At 70.8% G+C, this 18823-nt stretch carries 16 protein-coding genes; 10 read left to right on the top strand and 6 right to left on the bottom strand.

Translation table 11 applies throughout. The annotated features are described in order from the left end of the window. Positions 1–24 precede the first annotated feature (24 nt). The gene (locus tag IEY87_RS10685) at positions 25–1878 is read right to left on the bottom strand and encodes a DUF3352 domain-containing protein (protein ID WP_189138393.1); all 1854 of its coding nucleotides are present in this window, start codon (positions 1876–1878) and stop codon (positions 25–27) included. 224 nt (positions 1879–2102) lie between these two features. On the opposite strand from IEY87_RS10685, the gene IEY87_RS10680 reads away from it, so the two are divergent. The 6 genes from IEY87_RS10680 to IEY87_RS10655 all read left to right on the top strand — a co-directional run bounded on the left by IEY87_RS10680 (position 2103) and on the right by IEY87_RS10655 (position 7667). Further along, positions 2103–2894 (top strand): thioesterase family protein, encoded by a 792-nt coding sequence (locus IEY87_RS10680; RefSeq protein WP_189138392.1) that lies wholly within the window; start codon positions 2103–2105, stop codon positions 2892–2894. 61 nt (positions 2895–2955) lie between these two features. Next, on the top strand, positions 2956–3822 hold the full coding sequence (gene murI / locus IEY87_RS10675) for a glutamate racemase (RefSeq protein WP_189138391.1): 867 nt from the start codon (positions 2956–2958) through the stop codon (positions 3820–3822). Further along, positions 3776–4528 carry an MBL fold metallo-hydrolase gene (locus tag IEY87_RS10670; RefSeq protein ID WP_189138390.1) on the top strand — a complete coding sequence of 251 codons (753 nt, stop codon included), beginning with the start codon at positions 3776–3778 and terminating at the stop codon, positions 4526–4528. Before murI ends, IEY87_RS10670 begins: the two co-directional genes overlap by 47 nt. A gap of 39 nt (positions 4529–4567) precedes the next feature. Continuing rightward, entirely contained in the window at positions 4568–5287 is a 720-nt protein-coding gene (gene rph / locus IEY87_RS10665) for a ribonuclease PH (RefSeq protein ID WP_189138389.1), read from the top strand. Continuing rightward, complete coding sequence (gene rdgB / locus IEY87_RS10660) at positions 5284–5874, top strand: RdgB/HAM1 family non-canonical purine NTP pyrophosphatase (protein ID WP_189138388.1); 591 nt, start codon at positions 5284–5286, stop codon at positions 5872–5874. The genes rph and rdgB overlap by 4 nt, the downstream gene beginning before the upstream one ends. Positions 5875–5921: 47 nt before the next feature. Next, positions 5922–7667 (top strand): molybdopterin-dependent oxidoreductase, encoded by a 1746-nt coding sequence (locus IEY87_RS10655; RefSeq protein ID WP_225276921.1) that lies wholly within the window; start codon positions 5922–5924, stop codon positions 7665–7667. A 399-nt stretch (positions 7668–8066) separates the two neighbouring features. Here IEY87_RS10655 and IEY87_RS10650 read toward each other — a convergent pair whose 3' ends face one another. Then, positions 8067–8279: a hypothetical protein gene (locus IEY87_RS10650; RefSeq protein ID WP_189138387.1), complete on the bottom strand. Its 213-nt coding sequence runs from the start codon at positions 8277–8279 to the stop codon at positions 8067–8069. Between the two features lie 2058 nt (positions 8280–10337). On the opposite strand from IEY87_RS10650, the gene IEY87_RS10645 reads away from it, so the two are divergent. Then, entirely contained in the window at positions 10338–10898 is a 561-nt protein-coding gene (locus tag IEY87_RS10645) for a toxin glutamine deamidase domain-containing protein (RefSeq protein ID WP_229699321.1), read from the top strand. Beyond that, the gene (locus tag IEY87_RS10640) at positions 10895–11164 is read left to right on the top strand and encodes an SUKH-4 family immunity protein (RefSeq protein WP_189138386.1); all 270 of its coding nucleotides are present in this window, start codon (positions 10895–10897) and stop codon (positions 11162–11164) included. Before IEY87_RS10645 ends, IEY87_RS10640 begins: the two co-directional genes overlap by 4 nt. A 380-nt stretch (positions 11165–11544) precedes the next feature. Here the strand turns inward: IEY87_RS10640 and IEY87_RS10635 are convergent, their stop codons facing one another. The 4 genes from IEY87_RS10635 to IEY87_RS10620 all read right to left on the bottom strand — a co-directional run bounded on the left by IEY87_RS10635 (position 11545) and on the right by IEY87_RS10620 (position 16733). Beyond that, on the bottom strand, positions 11545–14034 hold the full coding sequence (locus IEY87_RS10635) for an ABC transporter permease (protein WP_189138385.1): 2490 nt from the start codon (positions 14032–14034) through the stop codon (positions 11545–11547). 1 nt (position 14035) lies between these two features. Then, entirely contained in the window at positions 14036–14788 is a 753-nt protein-coding gene (locus tag IEY87_RS10630; protein WP_189138384.1) for an ABC transporter ATP-binding protein, read from the bottom strand. Between the two features lie 104 nt (positions 14789–14892). Further along, on the bottom strand, positions 14893–15543 hold the full coding sequence (locus tag IEY87_RS10625) for a response regulator transcription factor (protein WP_225276919.1): 651 nt from the start codon (positions 15541–15543) through the stop codon (positions 14893–14895). Between the two features lie 20 nt (positions 15544–15563). Further along, positions 15564–16733 carry a sensor histidine kinase gene (locus IEY87_RS10620; protein ID WP_225276918.1) on the bottom strand — a complete coding sequence of 390 codons (1170 nt, stop codon included), beginning with the start codon at positions 16731–16733 and terminating at the stop codon, positions 15564–15566. Positions 16734–17417: 684 nt separating this feature from the next. On the opposite strand from IEY87_RS10620, the gene IEY87_RS10615 reads away from it, so the two are divergent. Next, the gene (locus tag IEY87_RS10615) at positions 17418–17843 is read left to right on the top strand and encodes a hypothetical protein (protein WP_189138383.1); all 426 of its coding nucleotides are present in this window, start codon (positions 17418–17420) and stop codon (positions 17841–17843) included. A 55-nt stretch (positions 17844–17898) separates the two neighbouring features. After that, on the top strand, positions 17899–18822 hold the full coding sequence (locus IEY87_RS10610; protein ID WP_225276917.1) for a 2-hydroxyacid dehydrogenase: 924 nt from the start codon (positions 17899–17901) through the stop codon (positions 18820–18822). Position 18823: the final 1 nt, after the last annotated feature.

Here is an 18823-nt window from a genome sequence, read left to right as displayed (position 1 = left end):
TGCCGGCCGCCCGTTGTCATGTCACTAGTTGAACAGCACTCGCAGCGAGAACGAGGCTTCCGTGTCCGTCTGCGTGCCGCTGAAGCCCACCGCCCGCAGAACCTGGGCGTTGGCCTTCTCATCGCCCTGCAGGCTGGCCAGGTAGAGCTTCTCGACCTTGTCCAGGTCCACGAACAGGCCGAAGGTGGCCGCGTCCGGGTCCGGGATGGCGGTCTTGAAGGTCTCGCTGTCCCCGAGCGTGCCGTCCTCGGCGAGCTTCTTGGCGTACTCGTCCGTGGTGGCGACGGTGAAGACGCCGTCCCCGGCGACCTTGGCGATCTGCGGCGGCTGCTGGCCGCTGGACGTCATGGCCTGGATGACCTTGTCGAGCACGGCCTGCGCCTTGGCCGGGTCCGTGGCGATCCGGACGCCGCCCTTCACCTGGTCGTTGTCGAGGCCTTCGCTGTCGACCGCGATGGTGAAGTTCTTGCCCAGGATGGTCGCCAGGTCATCGGGGAGCTGGAGGCCGAACTGAGTCTTGGCCTGCTCGACGAACTGCTTGAACTGGGCGCCGCTGGGCGTCGCGGCGGCCTGCTTCTCGATCTCGGCCCACTTGGACGTGATGAGCTGGTCCAGCCCGGACATCGAGAACGCGCCCGCGGTGGAGGCGGGCAGCGTGGCCAGGGGAGAGCCGGGCAGCTCCACGCCCTCGGTGAGATTCTTGCCGCCCCGGACCACGCCGGCCAGCTCGGCATAGGCGCCGTCGAAGCGGAGCGCGCCCGCGAACCGGGCCGTCTTGACCTGGTCGAGCAGCTGGGTCTGGTCCGCCGTCAGCTCGCCCTTGGCCAGCTCGGTGAGCTTGCCGACATGCGTCCAGAAGGACAGCACGCCCTGCTCGCCCATGGCGGCCAGGTCGTCGCCGAACTCGGCGTTGTCGGCCAGGCTGCCCTGTTCGGCCGCGTACTTGTCGGCGAGCTGCTGGGTGGTGGAGATCAGGGCGTAGTCGTCACGGAACGCCAGCCCGTACTTCTCCTCGCCCATCAGCTTGGTGATGCCGGCCTTGGCGGCCTCCTGGTCCTTGACCTGGATGGCCAGGGCGAAGTCCGGCGTCTCCTTGCCGGAGGGCACCACGCCAAGGCCGACCCGGCTGCCGAGCCACGGGTCGACGTCCTTGGCGAAGTCGAGCTTGGCGAGGTCGTCGTCGTCCTTCTGGATGGCGTCGAACAGCGCCTGGCGCGGGTCCTCGCCCTTGAAGCTGTCCTTGGTGACGGTGAACTTCTGGGCGATCTGGAACAGCGCCAGCTTCTGGTTGGCGGCCGGGTCCAGGTCTAAGCGGACGTAGGCGATGGAGGCGGCGGGCAGCACCTCGTGCGGCTGCGTGCCGCCGCCGCCGAGCGCGCCGACCGCCCACACCGCGCCGCCGCCGAGCAGCACCACGGCCAGCGCGGACGCGATGGCGATCACCCAGCCCTTGCGGCCCTTCTTGGGTGGCTCACCGCCCGCGCCGAGCATCTCGGGGCCGTTGTTGTGCCAGCCGCCGCCCTGGTCCGGCTGGCCGTACTGGGCGCCGTACTGGGGCTGCTGGCCGTATTGCTGGTTGTAGGCGGGCTGCTGGCCGTAGCCCGGCTGCTGTCCCTGCGGCTGCTGGCCGTACTGGGGCTGCTGCCCGTACTGCGGCTGCTGGCCCTGCGGCGGGCCGTAGGACGCCTGCTGGCCGTAGCCGGGCTGCTGTCCCTGCGGTGGCTGCTGGCCGTACTGCGGCTGCTGGCCGTACGGCTGCTGCGGCGGGTACGGCTGGCCGTGCGGTGTCGTCGGCGGGTTCTCAGGCTGATCCTGGTTCCACCGGTACGCCGTGGTCCGATCAGGATCTTGGCCCCGTGGGGGATTGTTCGCAGACATCACTCAACTCACAGTGTGGACTTATGACCACAGAGAAGCTATCTGATGTTGCTGGCAAGATGCTTGCAATGTACTGAAGTGACGCCTATGCCGGATTGACCGCCTGGCGGAAGAGCCGTACCTATGAGTGGATATATCGCGTTTTAGCAGGTGGGTGCGCTGATGAGCGGATGCCGTAGAGTATGGGGCACTAGAACATAGTTCCAGACTTCAGGCAGGGGCGGATGACCAAGTTCGACGAGGCCACGCAGGCCATCCGGGTCGACGAGAACACCTACGACGTGTGCCTTGACCCCGGCTACTCGATCGGCGGCCCGCTCAACGGCGGCTACCTCATGGCGGTGGTGCTGCGGGCGGTGGTGGACGACTCGCCGTTCGAGCACCCGGTGAGCACCACCTCGCAGTTCCACAAGGCGCCCGCCCCCGGTCCCGCGCAGGTGCGCGTCGAGCGGCTCAAGGCCGGCCGGACCGCCGCCTTCACCCGCGCCACGCTCGTCCAGGACGGCGTCGCGCAGATCGAGAGCCTGGTCACCACGGCGACGCTGCACGGCGCCGAACCGGTCTACGCCGACCCGCCAGGACACCGCATGCCCCCCGCCGAGCAGTGCGTCAAGCTCCCCGACCCCAAGCCCGAGTCCGGCATGACGCTGAACGCCCAGATGGAGCTCCTGTTCGACCCGCCCACGATCGGCTGGCTCGGCGGCGAGCCCACCGGCAGACCCGAGGCGCGCGCCTACTTCCGGATGACCGAGCCGCAGGACCCCGACCCGTTCGTGCTGGCCCTGGCCATCGACGCGCTGCCGCCCGTGGTCTTCTCCGCCGGGATGCGCGGCTGGGCGCCGACCGTCGACCTCACCTGGCACCTGCGCGCGCTGCCCGCCCCCGGTCCCCTCACCCTGATCGGCAGCGGCCGCCTCATCGCCGACGGCTGGTTCGACGAGGACGTCGAGGCCTGGGACGCGACCGGCCGGCTCGTCGCCCAGTCACGCCAGCTCGCGCGGGTGGGACGTGGGTGACACACGCGGTGTGAGCATTCTTACGCAGTGAAGACGGCGCAGGTCGCCTACCCTCTGAAGGGTGCCTGAAGCGAGCATCGGGATCTTCGACAGTGGGGTGGGCGGCCTGACGGTCGCACGAGCGATCATCGATCAGCTGCCCCACGAGTCCATCACCTACGTCGCCGACACGGCTCGTCAGCCATACGGGCCCAGGCGCATCGCCGAAGTGCGCGCCTACGCGCTGGAAGTGATGGACCACCTCGTCGAGCACGACGTCAAGATGCTCGTGATCGCGTGCAACAGCGCCAGTGCCGCCGTGCTGCGTGACGCTCGCGAACGCTACGACGTGCCCGTCGTCGAGGTGATCCAGCCCGCCACCCGGCGGGCCGTGCGGGCCACCCGCTCCGGCAGGGTCGGTGTGATCGCCACCCAGGCCACGATCGAGTCGATGGCCTACCACGACGCCTTCACCGCGGCACCGGACGTGCTCCTCACCGGCGTGGCCGCCCCACGCCTGGTGGAGTACGTCGAGCGGGGCGAGACGGCCAGCGAGGAGCTGATCGAGGTCGTACGCCGCTACCTGGAGCCCATCCAGGCCGCCGGCTGCGACACGCTCATCCTCGGCTGCACCCACTATCCCCTGCTCACCGGCGCCATCTCCTATGTCGCCGGTGACGGGGTGACGCTGGTGTCCAGCGCCGACGAGACGGCCAAGGACGTCTACCGCATTCTGCATGACCGCGACCTGGCGGTCGGAGGCGACGCCACCCCCCGGCACCGCTTCCGCGCCACCGGCGACTCCCTGCTCTTCGCCCGGCTCGGGCGCCGCTTCCTGGGCCCGGAGATCGATGCGGTCGAAGTCGCACCAGTGGGGGATACCACCTACAAGGGAGGCCCTTATGAAGGTGACCATCATCGGCTGCTCGGGGAGCTTCCCCGGGCCTGAGAGCCCCGCGTCCTGCTACCTCGTGGAGGCCGAGGGCTTCAGGCTGCTGCTCGACTTCGGCAGCGGGTCGCTGGGAGTGTTGCAGCGCCACATCGGCCTCTACGACATCGACGCGATCTGCCTGACCCACCTGCACGCCGATCACTGTCTCGACCTGTGCGCCTATCACGTCGCCCGCACCTACGGCCCCGCCGCGCCGTACCCCCGCGTGCCCGTGTACGCGCCGGCGGACGCCCCGAGGCGGCTGGCCGCGGCGTACGGCATGCCGGAGGAGCCCGGCCTGGAGACCGCCTTCGCCTTCACCGGGCTGGCGCCGGGCACCTTCGAGGTCGGCCCGTTCACGGTGACCGCCGCCATGGTCAACCACCCCGTCGAGGCGTACGGCTTCCGCGTCGAGCACGCGGGCCGCAGCGTCGCCTACTCGGGTGACACCGGCGAGTCCAACGACCTGGTCAAACTGGCGGCGGACGTCGACATGCTGCTGTGCGAGGCGTCCCTGGTCGACAAACCCGACCTGCCCGTCAACCTGCACCTGTCCGGCCGCCAGGCCGCCGAACACGCCGCCCAGGCAGGCGCGGGACGGCTCGTGCTGACCCACCTCGTCCCCTGGAACGACCCGGCCACCGTCATGGCGGACGCCTGCCGAGGCGGCTTCGACGGGCCGGTCGAGCTGGCGTACAGCGGCGCCGTCTACGAGCTGACCTGACGGGCCGGACAGTCGGATCACGGAGATAGGGTGATGCGCATGTCACGACAGGATGGCCGCAATGCCGACCAGCTTCGCCCCATCACCATCACCCGGCAGTGGCTCGCGCATGCCGAAGGCTCGGTGCTGGTGGAATTCGGTGGCACCCGGGTGCTCTGCGCCGCCTCCGTCCAGGACAGCGTGCCGCGCTGGCGCAGGGGCAGCGGCCAGGGCTGGGTGACGGCCGAGTACGCCATGCTGCCGCGCGCCACCAACACGCGCAACGACCGCGAGTCCGTGCGCGGCAAGATCGGCGGCCGCACCCACGAGATCTCCCGGCTGATCGGCCGCTCGCTGCGCGCCTGCGTCGACTACAAGGCGCTCGGCGAGAACTCCATCGTGCTCGACTGCGACGTCCTGCAGGCCGACGGCGGCACCCGTACCGCCGCCATCACCGGCGCCTACGTCGCGCTCGCCGACGCCGTCGCGTGGATGCGCGAGCGCAAGATGTGCCCCGGCGACCCGCTCATCGGCTCGGTGGCCGCGGTCTCCGTGGGCGTGGTCGGCGCGGTGCCGATGCTCGACCTCTGCTACGTCGAGGACGTGGCGGCCGAGACCGACATGAACGTGGTCATGACCGGCGACGGCAGCTTCGTCGAGGTGCAGGGCACCGCCGAGGGCACGCCGTTCGACCGCGCGGTCCTCAACCAGCTGCTCGACCTCGCCGTGGCAGGATGCGAGGAGCTGACGCTCATCCAGCAGGAAGCGCTGGGCGCATGAGGATCGTGCTCGCCACCCGCAATCCCGGCAAGATCGCGGAGCTGCGCCGCATCCTGAGCGGCTTCGACATCGTCGGGCTGGAGGAGTTTCCCGAGATCGGCGACGTCGCCGAGACCGGCGTCACCTTCGAGGAGAACGCCCTGCTCAAGGCGCACGCGGTGGCCCAGCAGTCGGGGCTGGCGGCGGTGGCCGACGATTCGGGGCTCTGCGTGGACGTGCTGGGCGGCATGCCGGGCGTGTTCTCCGCCCGCTGGTCCGGGCGGCACGGCGACGACCAGGCCAACCTGGACCTGCTGCTCGCCCAGGTGTCCGACGTGCCCGCCGCCAAGCTGACCGCGCACTTCGCCTGCGCCGCCGCGCTGGCGCTGCCGTCCGGCGAGTTCCGGGTGGTCGAAGGCGCGCTGCCCGGACACCTGATCTCCACGCCGCGGGGCGTCAACGGGTTCGGCTACGACCCGATCTTCGTGCCCGACGGTGACAGCCGCACCACGGCGGAGCTGTCGCCGCAGGAGAAGGACGCCATCAGCCACCGCGGCCGCGCCTTCAACGCCCTGGCGCCGATCGTGCGTGAGCTGCTCTCTTCGTAACCAACGCGTAAGAACACCCGCGCCCGGGGCGGCGTAGCGTCAGCATTGTGCAGAGCAATGAGAACGTCCCCGCCTGGGCGGGCGCGCTGGCGGGAATCGTCACCGGGGGCGTCGCCCTCGGTGTGGCGCAGTTGGTGGCGGGGCTGGTGAGGCCCGCGGCCTTCCCTGTCCTGGCCGTGGGCGACGCGGTGGTGGACCTCTCGCCCGCGCCGCTGAAGGACTTCGCCATCCGGGCCTTCGGGGAGAACGACAAGACCGTCCTCGTCGGTGGCGTGTTCGTGCTGCTCGCGCTCGCCGCCGCCGTCATCGGGGTGCTGTCCAGGCGCAGGATCTGGTACGGGCTCGTGGGGTTGGCCGGGTTCGCGGTGCTGGGGGTGCTGGCCGTACTGACCAGGCCCGACGCGCAGGTGGCCGACGTGCTGCCCACCGTGGTCGGAGTCGGGGTGGGGGCCTGGGCGCTCATCTGGCTGATGAGGCGAGCCGGCGCCGGGGCGTCGGCGTCGCGCGCCGCGTCCACCGAGGGTGGCGAGCGCAGGGCGCCCGCCGAGCGGGCCGCACCCGCCGTGTCGGCCGAGAGTGCCGAACGGGCCGAGTCCGCCGAGCGAGCCGAGTCCGCCGAGCGAGCCGAGTCCGGCGCGCCCGCTGAGGGGGCCGGGGCCGCCGCGCACACCGAGCGGGCCGAGCCTGAGCGGCCGGCGGTCATGCGGGCGGGGCGGGAGCTGTACGTGTTCGACAGGCGGCGGCTGATCACCGGGCTCGCCGGTGGCGTCGTGGTCGCGGGGGCCACGACGGTGCTGGGCCGGGCGCTCGCCGGGCGGCAGGCCGTGGACGCTGCCAGGGTCGGTGTGGCACTGCCCGCGGCTGCCCGCCCGCTGCCCGCGCTGCCGCCCGGCGTGGACTTCAAGCTCAACGGCTTGTCATCCTTTGTCACGAAAAATTCGGAGTTCTACCGGGTCGACACCGCGCTCATCGTGCCCCAGGTGGACCCGCGGACCTGGACGCTGCGCATCCACGGCCTGGTGGACCGACCCATCGAGATCACGTACGACGACCTGCTCAAGCGCCCCCTCACCGAGGCCGACATCACCCTCGCCTGCGTCTCCAACGAGGTCGGCGGACCGTACGTGGGCAACGCCCGCTGGCTCGGCGTCCGCATGGCCGACGTGCTGCGCGAGGTCGGTGTCCGGTCCGACGCCGACATGCTCCTGTCCACCTCCGACGACGGCTTCACCTGCGGCACCCCGCTGGACGTCGTCATGGACGGCCGCGACGCCCTGTTCGCCATCGCGATGAACGGCGAAGCGCTCCCCGTCGACCACGGCTTCCCCGTGCGCCAGGTGGTGCCCGGCCTGTACGGATACGTCTCGGCGACCAAGTGGGTCGTGGACATCAAGGTCACCAGGTTCGACGCCGACGAGGCCTACTGGACGCCGCGCGGCTGGGCCGCCAAAGGCCCCATCAAGACCCAGTCCCGCATCGACCTGCCCAAGCCTGGAGCCAAGGTGACCGCCGGCCGCACCACGATCGCCGGCGTCGCCTGGGCCCAGCACACCGGCCTGTCCGCCGTCGAGGTCCGCGTCGACCGGGGCGAGTGGCGGCAGGCGAAGCTGGCCCAGGTGCCGGGGCCGGACACCTGGCGGCAGTGGGCGCTCGACTGGGACGCCACGCCAGGCGACCACACCATCGAGGTACGCGCCACGGACGCGGCCGGCCGCACCCAGTCGGCGGAACAGACGTCGGTCGCCCCGGACGGCGCGACCGGCTGGCACACCGTCACCGTGCACGTCTCCTGACGTCCTTGCCCGCCGTTCTCCGCGTTTGTGCTGGTACGGGCGTCAGTACTGGCCGAAAATCTTCCTGACTCCGCCTCTTCCTCGTGGTGGCCGCCCCTACGATCGGTCGTCGAGTATGACAGGAGGCAGGACGTGTTTCGCGACCGAAAGTCCAGCGTCCGGTGGGTCCTTCCCGAGGGGCAGTACAACCCCGTGGTCGCTGACGGGGTCAGATGGCTCGACTACGAGCACGCCGCGGCCCCCGACCCACCCGACTCCACACCCACCGACTCGACCCATACCGGTCCGACCGACTCCATCCGTACCGGTCTGACCCCATCCATCCGCCCGAACCCACCGACCGCCCAGCACGGCTTGGGCGGTCCCCGACCACGCGACCACCCCCAAACCGACCCGCCATCAAACCGCCACCGCGCCAACGCCCAGTCCTCCAACGGCGACCAGCCGAACGGCGGCCAGCGCGCCAACACCGAGGCTTTCAACGGCGACCAGCCGTACGGCCAGCGCGCCAACGCCCAGGCTTTCAACGGCGACCAGCCGTACGGCCAGCGCGCCAACACCGAGGCTTTCAACGGCGACCAGCCGTACGGCCAGCGCGCCAACGCCCAGCACTCAGGTAGGCACGCCCCACAAGGGCAGGCACCGGGAGGGCAAGCCGCCGGGAGGCAAGTCCCCGGCGGGCCAGGGTCGGCGGATCAGGGCGAGCAGAGCCCAGAACAGGGACCGTATAAGCCGGAGCCGGCAGGGCATTGGCGAGGCGGCCTGGCCCCGAGCGGTCAGGCCCCCGACTCGCGACCCCAGGACGACCGCCTTCCAGGCGGCTCGTTCCTCGATGGCCGCCTTCCTGACGGTCAACTGCTCCCCGGCCATGACCGCAACGGCGCCGGACCGGACCCCTCACCGCTAGGACAAGCGGGCCATGGTTCGACCTCATATCCCACGATTCCGGATACGGCCGGGGCCCGGGGTTCGGGGGCTCGCGATCAGGCAACACCTGACCCAGTCCGGCCATCGGGGGATCCCGCATCATCGCCTGCCACGCACCAGACCGCTAAGCCGTCGGCCATGCCCGCGTGCCTGCCCCCATGGCCCATCCCGAGCGCATCCCAGGAGTCCGCCGACGCTCAACAGCGCGACAATGCTCCCCAGAACGGCAGTTCTCAGCAGCACACAATGCCCCCATCGGGGTCCGCACAGCAGTACATAAGGTCGCAGGAGTCTGCGAGCCCGCAGGAGTCCGGGTTGGCACAGGACCACGGGGGCCCGCAGAAGTCCGGGCTCCCGCAGCGGCACACGAGTCACCAAGACTGTGGGGTCCCGGAGCAAGTCGTGACCGCGAACGGATCTTGGCCAGCCGAGGCCGTACCTCCGACGCATGACTCAGCCCGCGAATACCCACACACGGACAGTTCGCATAAAACCGCAACGTCGGGCGACATGTTCCGTGAGAGCACCACATCGGGGGAAATGTCGGGGGAGGCTAGGACGCCAGGGCATTCGCCGTTCGGCGACATGACGGCAGCGCCCGACGCCGCGACGGGCTCGACACCCGGCGCTCCTCGTCAGGCCGGAGCTCCGACTCAAAGCGTCGCTCCAAGCTTCGGCGATGCTCCCACTACCAGAAGCGATGTTCACAGAGGCGCTGCCGTACTGGGGAGTGTCGATAACCAGCGGAACCTTCTGGGGAGTAACGCCGCTGCGCATACCCGAGCCTTCGCCAGGGGTGGATATGCGCAACTAGCCTCCCCGGCTCCGGCTGGCAACACCCTTCAAGGCAACTCGTCGGGGCTGGCCGGCAACACCTCTCAGGGCAGCTCCCCGGTTTCGGCTGGCAACACGTCTCAGGGCAGCTCCCCGGTTTCGGCTGGCAACACCTCTCAGGGCGCCTCGTCGGGTCCGGATGGCAACTCCCTTCAGGGCAATTGGTCGGGTCCGGCCGGTAACGCTCCTCAGGGCAACTGGTCCGCTCAGGGTGCAAACGCTCCTCAATGCAGTTGGTCTGCTCAGATTGCCAACTTGCCTCAGGGGGTTTCGTCCGATCGAGGTGGTCCGGCCGCCCAGGCTGGAAACACCTCTCAGGGCGGCTCGTCTGATCAGGGGGGCTCCTCTGCTCGGGCCAGCAGTCCCTCTTCGCTCGGCCCATCGGCCCCAGAGGGTCCGTCTGCTCAGGCTGGGTCGCTCGCTCAGGACGGTGCTCCCGGTTGGGGCGGTGTGCCCGCTCGGGGCGACGCGTCGGTTCGAGGGTTCGGGGCCGGCCGAGCCGGTACGTCTGCCGACGGACGGTCGTCGGCTGGGGCGGCCGGCGGGTCGGGCGGGACGATGGCTGGGGCCGCCGGCGGGTTGGGCGGGACGGCCGAGGGGGCGGTCGGTACGTCGGGTCGTCACGCGCCTGCTCTGGATGACGTACCGGGGACGGTGATGCGACCTTCCGCCCAGGGCGCTGGGACGGCCGACGTCTCCGGCGGTGGCCGTCGGGACTCCGGGGCCTCCCCGGACTCCTTGTCCTCCTTGGGAGTGCAGGCTGACGCTGGGTGCCGGGTCGTGAGTGGGTTGGGCGGGGGTGGCGCAGCGGTCCTGGGGGGACGGGGGAGAAGGAGTGGCACCGCTGATTACGACTGGTTCGATTGGCCGCATCGCCCGCCCAAGCTTGCCGACAGCAGGCCGTACAGTGTGCCGGGTGGGCTGGTCGTGCCGGACCCGCAGGTGGAGCGGGATCTGGCGGCGGCTGTGACGCCGGGGGCCAGGTTTCCTGACCCGCGCGGCACGTGGGTGCGGCTGATCAATGGTGGTGGGCCGACGGACGATCCGTTCAGGGCCTCGAACGCCGCCGACTGCGCGCTGGCCGTGCTGTCCACCTGGCATGGCGAGCCGGCGGCGTCCGCGCCGAGGATGCCCGAGTACGACAAGATCGGCAGGCCGCTGCTCACCGGGGAGGCCGGGAGCGCGGCGCGGATGGAACGCTGGGTGGGGCAGCGCTTCCAGCACGCGGGCCAGGGACGGCACGCGTACCCGATGGTGGCGCGGCGGCTGCGGGAGGCGGGGCACGGGGCCAGCGCGGTCATCGTGGTGCGCTGGCCCGGCGGCGGGACACACGCGTGGAACGCCGTCAACTCCCATGGCGAGGTGATCTGGATAGACGCACAACGCGGTCACATGGCGGTCGAACCGCCCTACACCACGGTGACCGGGGTGTTCTGTGTCATTCTCGACAGGCAGGGGCAGCCGCGATGAACCTGGACCAGGCCAGGGCACTGGCGGAGGAATACTTCAACGGTGTACGGCCGGCGGACGCGACGTACTCGGTGGGGATTTATGGGTTCGATGAGGGATATGTCGCCTGGGTTCGCGACCTGGAGCCCGACGACCCGGTGCGCCTGCCGGACGCGGTGGGGGGCGGATGCATCGTGATCGACGGCAGCACGGGTGAGGTCGCGGCCCGCCCCTTGCTGGACCCCGAAACGGTGGCCGAACTATGGCCCGGCCACCGCCCCCGCTGACCCAGACCGTACGGTCCGGGCCCGCCGGTTCGTGGCGACCGTGCGGTCCGGCCCGCCGGTTCGTGGCGACCGTGCGGTCCGGCCCGCCGGATCGTCGCGACCGTGCGGTCCAGCCCGCCGGATCGTCGCGACCGTGCGGTCCAGCCCGCCGGATCGTCGCCCTTCGCCCAGGCCTGTCGTCCAGGCCTGTCGTCCAGGCCCTCGCCCGGGCCTGTTGCTCGGGCGAGGGCGCTGAGAATCGTGCAGGCCGGGCGTTGCCCCCGTGGACGCCCGGCCTTGGCGAGTGCCGCAGGGTGTAGAGCCCGGCGGCGACACACCCCTCTCTATCCGGATTTATCGCTATAAGTCCGGAATCAGCCGAAATGGCGTCGGCCAATTTCTCACCCGGCGGCCAGCGAGCCGACGATCGACGCCCTGGCGGCCCGCCGGGAGGGCAGGATCGCGGCCAGCACCCCGGCCACGCCCGAGAGCACCACGAACACCCCGATCTGCCCGGCGGACGCTGAAAAGACCGCTCCGTCCAACATCGCCCGCGAGGCCGCCCACCCGAACGACACCCCGAGCACCACGCCCACCAGCGCCCCGATCAGCCCGAGCACCAGTGCCTCGACAGAGAGCATCCGCCGCAACTGCGGCTTGGTCAGCCCCAGCGCCCGGAGCAACGCCGACTCCCTGGTCCGTTCGTACACCGACAAGGACAGGGTGTTCGCGATGCCGAGCAGCGAGATAAGAATGGCCAGCCCCAGCAGGCCCGTAATGATCATTAACAGCATGTCGAGCGTCTCGTCGAACTGCCCGCGCACCTCGGTCGAGCTCTGCACCTGGACCGTCGGGTACGCGGCGGTCGCCGCGTCCACCACGCTGCGCGCCTGCTCGGGCGACACCCCCTCGCCGATGTTCAGCAGCACCCGGCTGTCGTCGACCACGCCGAAGGCCTCCTCGAACTGCGGCTCGGCCATCGTGAGCGACGGCAGCGGCGACTCCTCGTCGACGAGGGCCACCACCTTGAGCGGCACCGTCCCGGCCTTCTTGGTCGTGACGGACACCGTGTCGCCCACCTTGACGCCGAGGTCGGTGGCCGTGTATTCGGCGAGGATCGCCTGGCCGGCCCCGAAGCCTCGCATGGAGCCCGCCGTGACCTGTGGCTCGATCGGCCCGTTGTAGGTGCCGACCTGTGTCCTGGTGCCACCGACCGCCACCCGGGTGTCACGGATCCGCAGCACCGCCGCCAGCTCCGGCCTGCCCCGCAGCTCCTCGCCGATCACCCTGGGGATGCCGGCGTCGCGCTCCTGGGTGACGAGCTGGTAGTCGATCGGGAACTGCTCGTCGAGTTTGATCGTCACCGTCGCCCGGGTGGACGCCGTGACCACCGAAATCAGCGTCATGAGCGTCACGCCGATGGTCAGCGCCACCGTCGTGGTCGCGGCCCGCTTGGGGTTGCGCCCGGAGTTGTCCACGGCCAGCCGGCCCGGCACCCCGAACAGCTTCGCCGGGATCCAGCCGATCAGCGCGCTCAACGGCTTGACCAGCACCGGTCCGAGGATCAGCACTCCGAGGAAGGTCAGCACCCCGCCCGCCATCACCACCAGCAGCGAGCCCTGCTGGCCGGGAGGCAGCACCAGCGCGCCGGCGCCGGCCGCGCCCAGCCCCGCCAGCAGGAACAGCGACGCGAAGACGACGCGCAGCGCCCCGGTGCGGAACGTCTGCTCCTCCACCTGCGTGCGCAGCGCGGCGATCGGCGCGACCCGGGTGGCCGTGCGGGCCGGCAGCACCGCCGCCCCCACGGTGACCACGAGGCCGATCACCAGGCCGATCGCGATCGTGGCGGGCGTGAGCGTGACCGTCGCGGCGGTCGGCAACGGCGCGTCGAACGCGGCGAGCACCGCCAGCGTGAGCACGCTCAGGCCGTAGCCGGCGGCCAGGCCGAGCACCGAGGCGACCAGCCCGACCACCGCCGACTCGATCAGGATCGAGCCGAACACCTGGCCGCGCGTGGCGCCGATGCACCGCAGCAACGCCATCTCCCTGGTGCGCTGCGCGACGAGGATGTTGAAGGTGTTGTAGATGACCAGCGTGGCCACCAGCATCGCCACCAGCCCGAACATCAGCAGGCCGATGGTGAGCATCTCCATCTCGAGCCCGGCCTGCCTGGCCAGGTCGGCGGCGAGCTCCGTGCCGGTCTTGACCACGTGCGCGCCGCCGACGGTGGCCGCGACGGTCGCCTTCAGCCGTGCGGGATCGGCCCCCGCGACGTCGATCTCCTGGAACCCCTTCTCACCGGTCATCCGCTGCGCCGTCGCCATGGTGAACCCCACCACGCCGGTGTAGGACAGCTGTTGATCCAGTCCGGGATCGAGAGTGCCGACGAGCCTGAAGGTGTGCTTGCGCTGCTTGGCGTCCAGCACCGTGATCGTGTCGCCGAGCCGGAATCCCTGGGCCTTGGCGGTGTTCTCGTCGAGCACGGCCGCCTGGTCGTCGGATCCGGGGCCGGTGCCGGTGACGATCGTGGTGCGGTCCAGCGCTCCCGGCACGATCGAGACGGCCGTGGTCGGCAGGTCGCCGACCGTCTTGCCGTCCTTGCCCAGCAGCGGCGCGCTCCCGCGCAGCAGCCCCTGCGCCTCCCGCACCCCCGCGACGCCGCGCACCCGTTCCAGCGTCTCCCGCGCGATCGTCTTGTCAGGCCCACCAGGCAGTACGGCCACCGCCACCTTCTCGGCGTCGGCCGTGACGCGCTGGCCGAACCCTGCCTGGATGGTGTCGTTCAGCACGAACGTGCCCGCGATGAACGCCACCCCCAACACGATCGCCAGTGAGGTGAGCAGCAGTCGAAGCTTGTGCGCGCGCAGCCCGGCCCAGGCCGTCTTCAGCACCTCAGGCTTCCAGCTTCATCAGCGTGTCGAGCACGGACTGCGGCGAGGGTGAGGTGATGTCGGTGACCAGGGCGCCGTCACGCAGGAACACCACCCGGTCGGCGTAGGACGCGGCCATCGGGTCGTGCGTGACCATGACGATGGTCTGGCCCAGCTCCCGCACCGACGTGCGCAGGAAAGACAGTACCTCCGCGCCGCTGCGCGAGTCGAGGTTGCCGGTCGGCTCGTCGGCGAAGATCACCTGCGGCTTGCTGATCAGTGCCCTGGCCACGGCCACGCGCTGCTGCTGGCCACCGGACAGCTCGGCGGGCCGGTGGGCCAGCCGGTCACGCAGCCCGACGGTGTCGATCACCCGGTCGAACAGCACCTGGTCGGCCTGGCGAGCCGCGATCTCGAGCGGCAGGCGGATGTTCTGCTCGGCGGTCAGCGTGGGCAGCAGGTTGAACGCCTGGAAGATGAAGCCGATCCGCTCACGGCGCAGCAGGGTGAGCTGCTTGTCGCCGAGCCCGGTCAGCTCCACGTCACCGATGTGCACCGTGCCGGAGGTGGCGGTGTCGAGTCCGGCCAGGCAGTGCATCAGCGTCGACTTGCCCGAGCCGGAAGGGCCCATGATCGCGGTGAAGGCGCCGGTGGCGAAGGCCACGTCCACCTCGCGCAGGGCGTGCACCTGCGCGTCGCCGTGGCCGTACACCTTGGTCAGGGCCTTGGCCAGCACGGCGGGAGGGGCCTGTCGCCAGGTTTCGGTGAGAGTCACGTTCGCTCCTTGTCGTCCTTGAACGCGACTCACGCTATGGCCGGAAATTTCGGGACTTATGGGCCTTGAGGAGGGACTTTGAGTAGGCCGTCAGCTGACCTATGTCAGCCGTTCGGCCGATGCGACGGCACGATCAGCCCCGCCTCGTAGGCGAACACCACCACCTGGGCCCGGTCCCTGACCCTCAGCTTGGCCAGCACCCGGCCCAGATGCGTCTTCACCGTCGCCTCCGCCACCTCCAGCTCGGCCGCGATCTCCAGATTGGAGCGGCCCCGCGCCACCATGAGCAGCACCTCCCGCTCCCGCGGCGTCAGCTCCGCGGTCGAGGCCGGCGCCTCCGACGGCAGGTAGGTGGCGAACCTGTCGAGCATCCGCTTCAGCGTGGTCGGCGCCACCACGGCGTCACCGGCGTGCACCGATCGGATGGCGCTCACCAGCTCGGCGGGCGGCACGTCCTTGAGCAGGAACGCGGAGGCCCCCGCCTTGATCGAGGCGAAGGCGTACTCGTCCAGGTCGAACGTCGTCAGGATCAGCACCTTCGGACCGGTGATGTGCCTGGTCGCCTCGACGCCGTCCATCCTCGGCATCCGCACGTCCATGAGGACCACGTCGACCTCGACGTCCTTCAGCACCTCGATCGCCTGCAGGCCGTCCCCCGCCTCGGCCACCACCTCGATGTCGGGCTGGGCGCCCAGCACCATCCTGAACCCGGCCCGCAGCAACTCCTGGTCATCGACGAGCATCACGCGTATCACCGGCCGCTCCTCACAGGCTCTCAGGCGGCCCTGGCCTCGGGCACCGGCAGCGTCGCCAGCACCTCGAACCCGCCGCCGGCCAGCGGCCCGGCCGTGACCGCTCCGCCGTACATGGTGACTCTCTCCCGCATCCCGACCAGCCCGTGCCCGCCGGGCGCGGGCGCCGCAGCGGCACCGCGTCCGTCGTCGGTCACCCGCACGACCAGCTCGAACATGGAGTAGCGGAGCTCGACCAGCGCCCGCACCCCCGGGCCGCCGTGCTTGAGCGCGTTGGTGAGCGCCTCCTGGACGATCCGGTAGACGGCGAGCTGCTTGCCCTCGGGCAACTCGGCCGGCGTGCCCACGACCTCAAGCCCTGCCGGCACGCCCGCGCCTCGCACCAACTCCGCCAACTGCGCGAGTCCCGGTTGCGGGGTGTAGTCGGTGCTCTCGCCCTCCCGCAGCACCCCGACCAGCCTGCGCATCTCGGCGAGCGCCTCACGCCCGGTCTTGGAGATGGTGCGGACGGCCAGCCGCGCCTGCTCGGGGTCGCCATCGATGGCGTAGCCGGCGCCGTCGGCCTGCACCACCATCACGCTGACATTGTGCGCCACCACGTCATGCAGCTCCCTGGCGATCCTGGCGCGCTCGGCGGCGGCCGCCATCCTGGCCTGCTGGTCGCGCTCGAACTCGGCCCGCATCGCCCGCTCCTCCAGGCTCTCCAGATAGCGCCTGCGCGTGTTGGCGTAGAGGCCGGTCAGCCAGACCGTCACCACGAAGATCGAACCGCTGAAGAACATGCCGAGCGTGGGCGTGTCCCACTGCACCAGGGCCAGGAACACCCCCAGCTCGGCCACCAGCATGGCGGCCAGCGCCCAGCGGAACGAGGCACGGTAGGACACCGACCACAGCGCCACCAGCACCGCCACATTGGCGGGCACCACCGGGGCCTCCGCCAGCCACTGACCGAAGCTGATCAACGAGACGACCGCGAACACGGCCGGCGGACGCCGCCGCCACAGCAACGGCAGCAGCAACGCCAGGCTGAGACCCAGATAGACCGGCACGTTGAGCGGCGGCAGCGGACCCGCCGACGGCCCGCTCACGTACGCGACCAGGGGCAACAGGCACAGCAGAGCCAGAGGAGCCACCCGCAGGGCGTCCATCAGCTTCCCATGGCGCGTGGACCACGCGCGTACCCTGCCGAACACACCATCACGATACGTAGAGATGGGCGGATGTTGATCGGCCCTGAGGCTGATTTTTGGCGTACGACCCAGGTCTTACGCGGGTCTTACGGGTGGTAGGCCAATCTTGTACCTGGGTGCGCTCTTCGGGGCGAGTAAAGGGAGATCGTGATGGCGGATCATGATCGTGATGACGGGTCGCGCGGCGAGACGCCGCGCGACCCGATTCACGAAGAGGGTGCCGCGCAGGCGCCGCAGGCCGCGTTCGACGACACACAGACCTCACCCGACCCCGCCCACGACGTCTTCCCCTCCGGCACGGACCGCCCCACGCCGGGCGGCGACCCGGCGGGTGAACCAACGGTGATCAGCCACGCGGCGAGTGGTGGCGCGGCGAGCGGTTCGCCACAGGGTGACGCGGCGCCGGGCGGGCCTACGGCGAGTGTCACCACGCCGGGAGGTGCGGCGGCGAGCGGTGCGACACAGGGTGACGCGGCGCCGGATAATTCTACGGCGAGTGGTTCCACGCAGGGCGGTGGGGCGTCGGGTGGGCCTACGGTGAGTGGCCATGCGATGGGTGGTTCCACGGCGGCCGGGCCTGGGGCCGGTGGGTTCCCGCCCGGTGGGCATGCGGCGGGTGGGCCGGGTGGTCCTGTGCTGGGTGGTCCTGTGCCGGGTGGGCATGCGGCGGGTGGGCCGGGTGGTCCTGTGCCGGGTGGTTCCACGGGACCCGGGTGGGCGGGGCCTCGGCCGCCGGAGGCTGGTTCCTGGCGGGACTTCGCACGCCAGAAGCCGACCCAGATCATCGGCGCCGGCCTGATCGGCCTCATCCTCGGCTGCCTGATCGGCGGCACCGCCGTGCTGCTGATCGGTGGCATCACCTCCCGCGCCTCCTACGGCGACTGGGAACGGCCGGGCATGGAACGTCACCACGGCCGTCTCCAGCCCGACTATCGCGCCCCCCGCTACCCGGACTGCCGCCCCGCCCCCGGCGGCGTCTACTGCCGCCAACCGGCGCCGTACCCGATGCCCTTCCCCAGCGACGGCTCGTCGATCAGTCCTCCCAGGCCGGCGCCCACCCTCCCCAGCCCGGTCCCGACCCTCCCCAGCCCGCTCCCCACCCGCACGGGCTAAGGTTTCCCCGCAAGGCGAACGAACGTGACGCCAGCCGTCGAAACCAGGGGATCGCATGTCAAAGACGCATAACGGCGACATGGTGGCTCTTGTGCCGCAGAAGCGCGGGCTCGCCGCCCTGTCCGCCGTGCCCGGCGTCCGTCCCGTCCTCTACGACGTCACGGCTCCGCTGCCCGCGGAAGCCTCGGGCGCCGAAGTCATGGTCGTCCCCTCACGCCCTCTGGACCGCGTACTCGCCCTGGTGCGGGAGCTCCCCTCTCTTCGCCTGGTCCAGACCCTCAGCGCGGGCACCGAACAGCTGACCGGCCGCCTGCCCGACCAGGTCGCCCTGTCCAGCGCCCGGGGCGCGCACGGCGTCGCGGTGGCGGAGTGGACGGTCGCCACCCTCCTCGCCGTCTACCGCGGCCTCCCGACGTACGTGACCAACCAGGCGGAAGCCCGCTGGCAGCCACGCTCGACCGAGACCCTGTTCGGCAAGAAGATCCTCATCCTCGGCGCCGGCGACCTCGGCACCCAGCTCCGCACCCGCCTGGAGCCCTTCGGCGTCGAGATCACCATGGTCGCCCGCCGCGCCCGCCACGGCATCCACGCCATGGACGACCTTCCGCGCCTGCTGCCCGCCCACGACGTGGTGGCCCTCATGCTCCCGCTGACAGACGACACCCGCCGCCTGGCCGGCCAGGACTTCCTGAGCAGGATGCGAGACGGCGCCATCCTCGTCAACGCGGCCCGCGGCGGTGTCGTCGACACCGATGCCCTGCTCGCCGAGACCCGGTCGGGCCGCCTGCGCGCCATCCTCGACGTCACCGACCCCGAGCCCCTGCCCGCGGAGCACCCGCTGTGGCACACGCCGGGCGTCCTGATCACCCCGCACGTGGCGGGCAACGTCCCCGAGGCCGACGAGCGCGCCTGGAAGGTGGCGGCCACCCAGATCGGCCAGTTCGCCAGAGGCGAGCAACCGGCCAATCTGGTCAGGTGAT

Origin of the sequence: Nonomuraea glycinis (assembly GCF_014646515.1) — a bacterium.
Classification (GTDB): domain Bacteria; phylum Actinomycetota; class Actinomycetes; order Streptosporangiales; family Streptosporangiaceae; genus Nonomuraea; species Nonomuraea glycinis.
This window is presented reverse-complemented; position numbering and strand designations above follow the sequence as displayed.